Consider the following 4,211-nt stretch of genomic DNA (forward strand, 5'->3'; position numbering starts at 1 on the left):
TACAGGTTAACTTATAAGAACAGTGAGCAAAAAACACGAATTGTATATATTCCGCGGAGCAGACTTCCAAAGATCAGGAAGATGGTCGCTAATTACTCAAAACTAAGGAAGATTATCGATCAACTCATCGAAATTAACATTGAGATTTTCAAGAACGAGGAAAGGGGTTAGGATATCCTGTACTTGTACGTACAAAGGGTATGTACTCCAGGCTTTTCGAAATGCAGAATCAACACTACCGTTAGTATTGTAAGATGGAGTTTTTTATGGAGAACAGTAGTAAAGAGAAAAGATGTGTTTATTACCGTATAGGCGGAATTACTATTCAAGTTGAAGCGGATCAACCGATCAGGAGTAATACTTTTCATACAAAATTAGAACAGTTCAAAGTTACAGGCCCGGGCGAAGACACTGTTTATATTCGCCATCATTTTTTTCTACCGGATCTAAAAGATAAAGATCTTGGTGAGAATGTCTACCATAAGCCGCCATGGTCGATCTATAAAAAGGAGGATTTCTGGACGTATCTCGGAATATTTCCGGATAGCGGAGTAACCGATCTTCACCGCGTAGCGGTGTTCAATAACGACCATAGCAGGGCAGAAATTTACCATCCGGATGAAAATGCTTTTAAGAAAGGTAACAGTACTTCATTAACGTTCCTTCCCACGGATCAGATATTTGTTGCCAGGCTTCTGGCGGACAGGAAGGGATGTTACCTTCATTCAAGCGCTGTTATTTATAACGGCAAGGGGCTAACCTTTGCCGGACATTCCGAGGCGGGCAAATCGACCGTTACCGCGATGATGCAAAAACACGGCGCTGAAGTACTTTGTGATGATCGAAATATCATAAAGCAGGGGCCCGAAGGGTTTACGGTGTATGGCAGCTGGAGTAATGGTGATATCCTGGATATTTCGGCAAGCTATGTTCCCTTACATGCGATATTCTTTTTAGAACAAAGTAAGGTGAATCAATTGGTCAGGATTTCCGATAAAAAGGTTATCTTCAAAAAACTGGTGGAATACCTGATCAAACCCATGGGGACTTTTGACTGGTGGGAGAAAGAGCTTGAGCTTTTAGATCAGATAGCGGGAAAAGTACCTGTTTATATGATGTTGTTCAATAAGGGTGATGAAATTATTGACAGTATCAAAAAAATATAGGTAGATAGTTCCTTTTGTTACGAGTTTGATCAATCTTATGTACTTCTGTATGATTAAGTAATATAATACGATAGTGAGATCAATATTGTTTATATATAGTTGTAATACATGAACAAAGAAAGGGTGTTATCATGGAGAGCAAAAAAAAGAAGTGGAATAAATGTATGCTGAAGGTATTACGACGGGGCGAACCGGAAGAGAATGTTTTGGACTTTTGTAAAATGCAATATGGGCAAGCAGGCGGTCCGGGTTGGGCTCTCGGTTGCAAATTTAACCCGCCTTGTGTGGTACTCAGTAATTCGTAGCCTCCAGGAATGTCTTATGTGAAAGTTTTCAATACCACGTTTTGAATAATAACAGATCAATTATCAGAGATTTATTTATAGAACTTACCGAACGTTGTAACAATGATTGCGCGCATTGTTATATCAACCTTCCGGAAAATGATGCTGCCAGCCAGTATAAAGAACTTTCCACTGACGAATGGAAACGTATTATCAAAGAAGCCGCTGATCTGGGCGTATTGAACATATGTTTTACCGGTGGGGAGCCGTTTCTGCGCGAAGATTTCAAGGAACTGTACTATTTTACCAGAAAGCTTGGTATAAAAACTATAATATATACTAACGCCTGTTTAATTACTCCGGAATTTGCCGATTTTTTAGCTGTATACCCTCCTCTTGAAAAAATTGAAGTCACAGTTTATGGAATGCACAGGAAGTCGTATGAAGCGGTAAGTCGTGTACCGGGTTCTTTTGATATGTATTTGAGAGGGATAAATCTGCTTCGGGAGAAAAAGGTACCGTTTGTGGTGAAGAGCGCACTGCTTCCGTATAATAAAAATGAGATCGAAGAATTTGAAGCCTGGGCGGATACCATACCGTGGATGAACAGTTTGCCTGTTTACGCAATGTTCTTTGACCTGCGGGCACGCAGGGATGATACCGAAAAGAATGAATTTATAAAGAAGCTCAGGGTTTCACCAGAGGACGGCATTAAGTTTCTCGCGAGGAATAAGGAGAAATATCTGAAGGCACATAAAGAATATTTTTCTAAAGTAATGTGTTCCCGGAACAAAAAGATCTTTTTCTGCGGTGCCGGACATGGCGGAGGATGCGTGGATGCGTACGGCATGTTACAGCTATGTTTGATGCTCCGGCATCCCGATACAGTATATGACCTTAGAAAAGGCACATTAAAAGACGGAGTTGTTAGTTTTTTCCCGATAGTACGAGAAAGAGAATCGGAGAACACGGAGTATCTTAAACGTTGTGCCGGATGTTTCCTCAGGGGGTTTTGTGTACAGTGTCCCGCGAAATCATGGATGGAGCATGGTGACCTGGATACTCCTGTGGAATATCTGTGTGAAATCGCGCATGCTCAGGCCCGGTATCTGAATTTAGTTAAAGAAGGGGAGAAGGCCTGGGAGGTAGCAGACTGGCAGGATCGGATTAATAGATTTATAAATGAATGAAAAGTGATAATCCAATTTAATTTGGACTAGTACACTGTCAGGTATTAGTTGTCGGGAGATTGCGAAGTTATTTGGTGTTCCTGCAAGGCACGGAAGAAGGCGCATAGCAACGCTATGTAACTGATTCCGTAACGTCGCAGGGGCATCAAAGAACGAGCAGGACACGACAGATAATGCTTGACAGTGTACTAGTGATAAAGGAGTTGTGATGAACGGAGTTAAAGTCGATCTAAACAGTATTTGCGGACTATCCGAGAATATCGTCGCGCGTGAAATCGAAGATGAGTTTATTATTATACCTCTGGTTTCTGGAATCGGTAACGCAGAAGATGATATTTTTTCGCTTAATGAAACCGGGAAGGCGCTTTGTAAGAGGTTGGACGGGAAAAAAACTCTTTTTGATATTGTTGATGAGTTTTGCGAGGAGTATGAAGGTGAAAGGAAAGAGATAGAAAGTGATGTTCTGGACCTGGTCTCTGAGATGGTTAAGCGGGGGATGCTTATCGTGTTCGGATGAGTATACCCGCTCTTTGTCCAACGGCGAGTTCGGAGCAATAACAACCGTTTATTTCGATAATGATGAGTTTTCAGAAAATATCTCTTAATAATCGACATCTGATCTCTTTTATGAGCGCTGCTCATGAGAAAGGGTGCGCGTTTCGTTTCCTGGTAAAGGGGGCCAGTATGGCGCCTTTTATACAGGCCGGGGATATCCTTACGGTAACCGGATCTGCGGAGGGTTACGATATAGGTGAGATCGCGGCGTTTGTATTCCCTTCCGACAAAAGAAAACTTATCGTACACAGGATTGTAAGCAAAAGGAATGGTATGTATTTGCTCAAAGGTGATAATATTCCGGCAAGAGACGGGTTCATTCCGGAGGATAATATGCTGGGTAAAGTGGCCAGAGTTGAGCGAGATGGACGCGAGATACTGTTCGGTGCGGGACGCATGAAAAGGACAATAGCCTTGTTAAGCAGATGGAATATTTTACAGGTGTTACTATTTATTTTGCGTTTGTTCCCCCGATTTGTTAAAGAGAAGATAAAAATGCGAGGCAGGTTATATGGTCGATCCTGTTAGTTATGAGGTGTTTCCCGAATCTGAGTTATGGGATAAATTAGCGAAGAGAAAAAGGTTGATATTTTTTGATATAGAGATAACGGCTCGGTGCAATAATGACTGCACGCACTGTTATATAAACCTTCCCGCGGGGGACCATGAGGCGAAGAATAAAGAACTTTCCCTGAAGCAGATTTGTGATATCGCGGATCAGGCTGTGGAAATGGGGGCTTTATGGTGCCTGATCACCGGGGGTGAACCCCTTTTAAGGGAAGATTTTTTTGATATATACATGGTACTCAGGAAGAAAGGGCTTTTAACGTCAGTTTTTACCAATGCCTGTCTGGTTACCGAGGAGCATGCGGATCTCTTCCAGAAATACCCTCCCCGCGATATCGAAGTTACAGTTTACGGTGTTACTAAAAGTACCTATGAGAAGATAAGCCGGAGGCCTGGTTCTTTTGAGGCATTTATGTGTGGACTGGATATACTTTTGTCTAGAGGTATAC

The 4,211-nt window shown here is 42.0% G+C and carries 5 protein-coding genes; all 5 read left to right on the plus strand.

Features of this window, described 5'->3' with window-relative positions; all coding sequences use genetic code 11:
- Nucleotides 1–266: 266 nt before the first annotated feature.
- Nucleotides 267–1,166 (plus strand): hypothetical protein, encoded by a 900-nt coding sequence (locus K8S15_00190; GenBank protein ID MCD4774451.1) that lies wholly within the window; start codon nucleotides 267–269, stop codon nucleotides 1,164–1,166.
- Between the two features lie 346 nt (nucleotides 1,167–1,512).
- On the plus strand, nucleotides 1,513–2,640 hold the full coding sequence (locus K8S15_00195) for a radical SAM protein (GenBank protein MCD4774452.1): 1,128 nt from the start codon (nucleotides 1,513–1,515) through the stop codon (nucleotides 2,638–2,640).
- 208 nt (nucleotides 2,641–2,848) lie between these two features.
- Entirely contained in the window at nucleotides 2,849–3,157 is a 309-nt protein-coding gene (locus tag K8S15_00200; GenBank protein MCD4774453.1) for a PqqD family protein, read from the plus strand.
- 110 nt (nucleotides 3,158–3,267) lie between these two features.
- A complete protein-coding gene (locus K8S15_00205) occupies nucleotides 3,268–3,723 on the plus strand; it encodes a S26 family signal peptidase (GenBank protein MCD4774454.1) in 456 nt (151 codons plus the stop codon).
- Nucleotides 3,707–4,211, plus strand: a 505-nt coding sequence (locus K8S15_00210) for a radical SAM protein (GenBank protein ID MCD4774455.1), incomplete at its 3' end; no start/stop codon positions are given. The genes K8S15_00205 and K8S15_00210, both read left to right, overlap by 17 nt.

The organism is Candidatus Aegiribacteria sp. (assembly GCA_021108005.1).
Classification (GTDB): Bacteria; Fermentibacterota; Fermentibacteria; order Fermentibacterales; family JCC-6; genus Aegiribacteria.

Coding starts and splice junctions, on each gene's coding strand:
- K8S15_00190 (MCD4774451.1), top strand. CDS start 267: ATGGAGAACAGTAGTAAAGAGAAAAGATGTGTTTATTACCGTATAGGC.
- K8S15_00200 (MCD4774453.1), top strand. CDS start 2,849: ATGAACGGAGTTAAAGTCGATCTAAACAGTATTTGCGGACTATCCGAG.
- K8S15_00205 (MCD4774454.1), top strand. CDS start 3,268: ATGAGCGCTGCTCATGAGAAAGGGTGCGCGTTTCGTTTCCTGGTAAAG.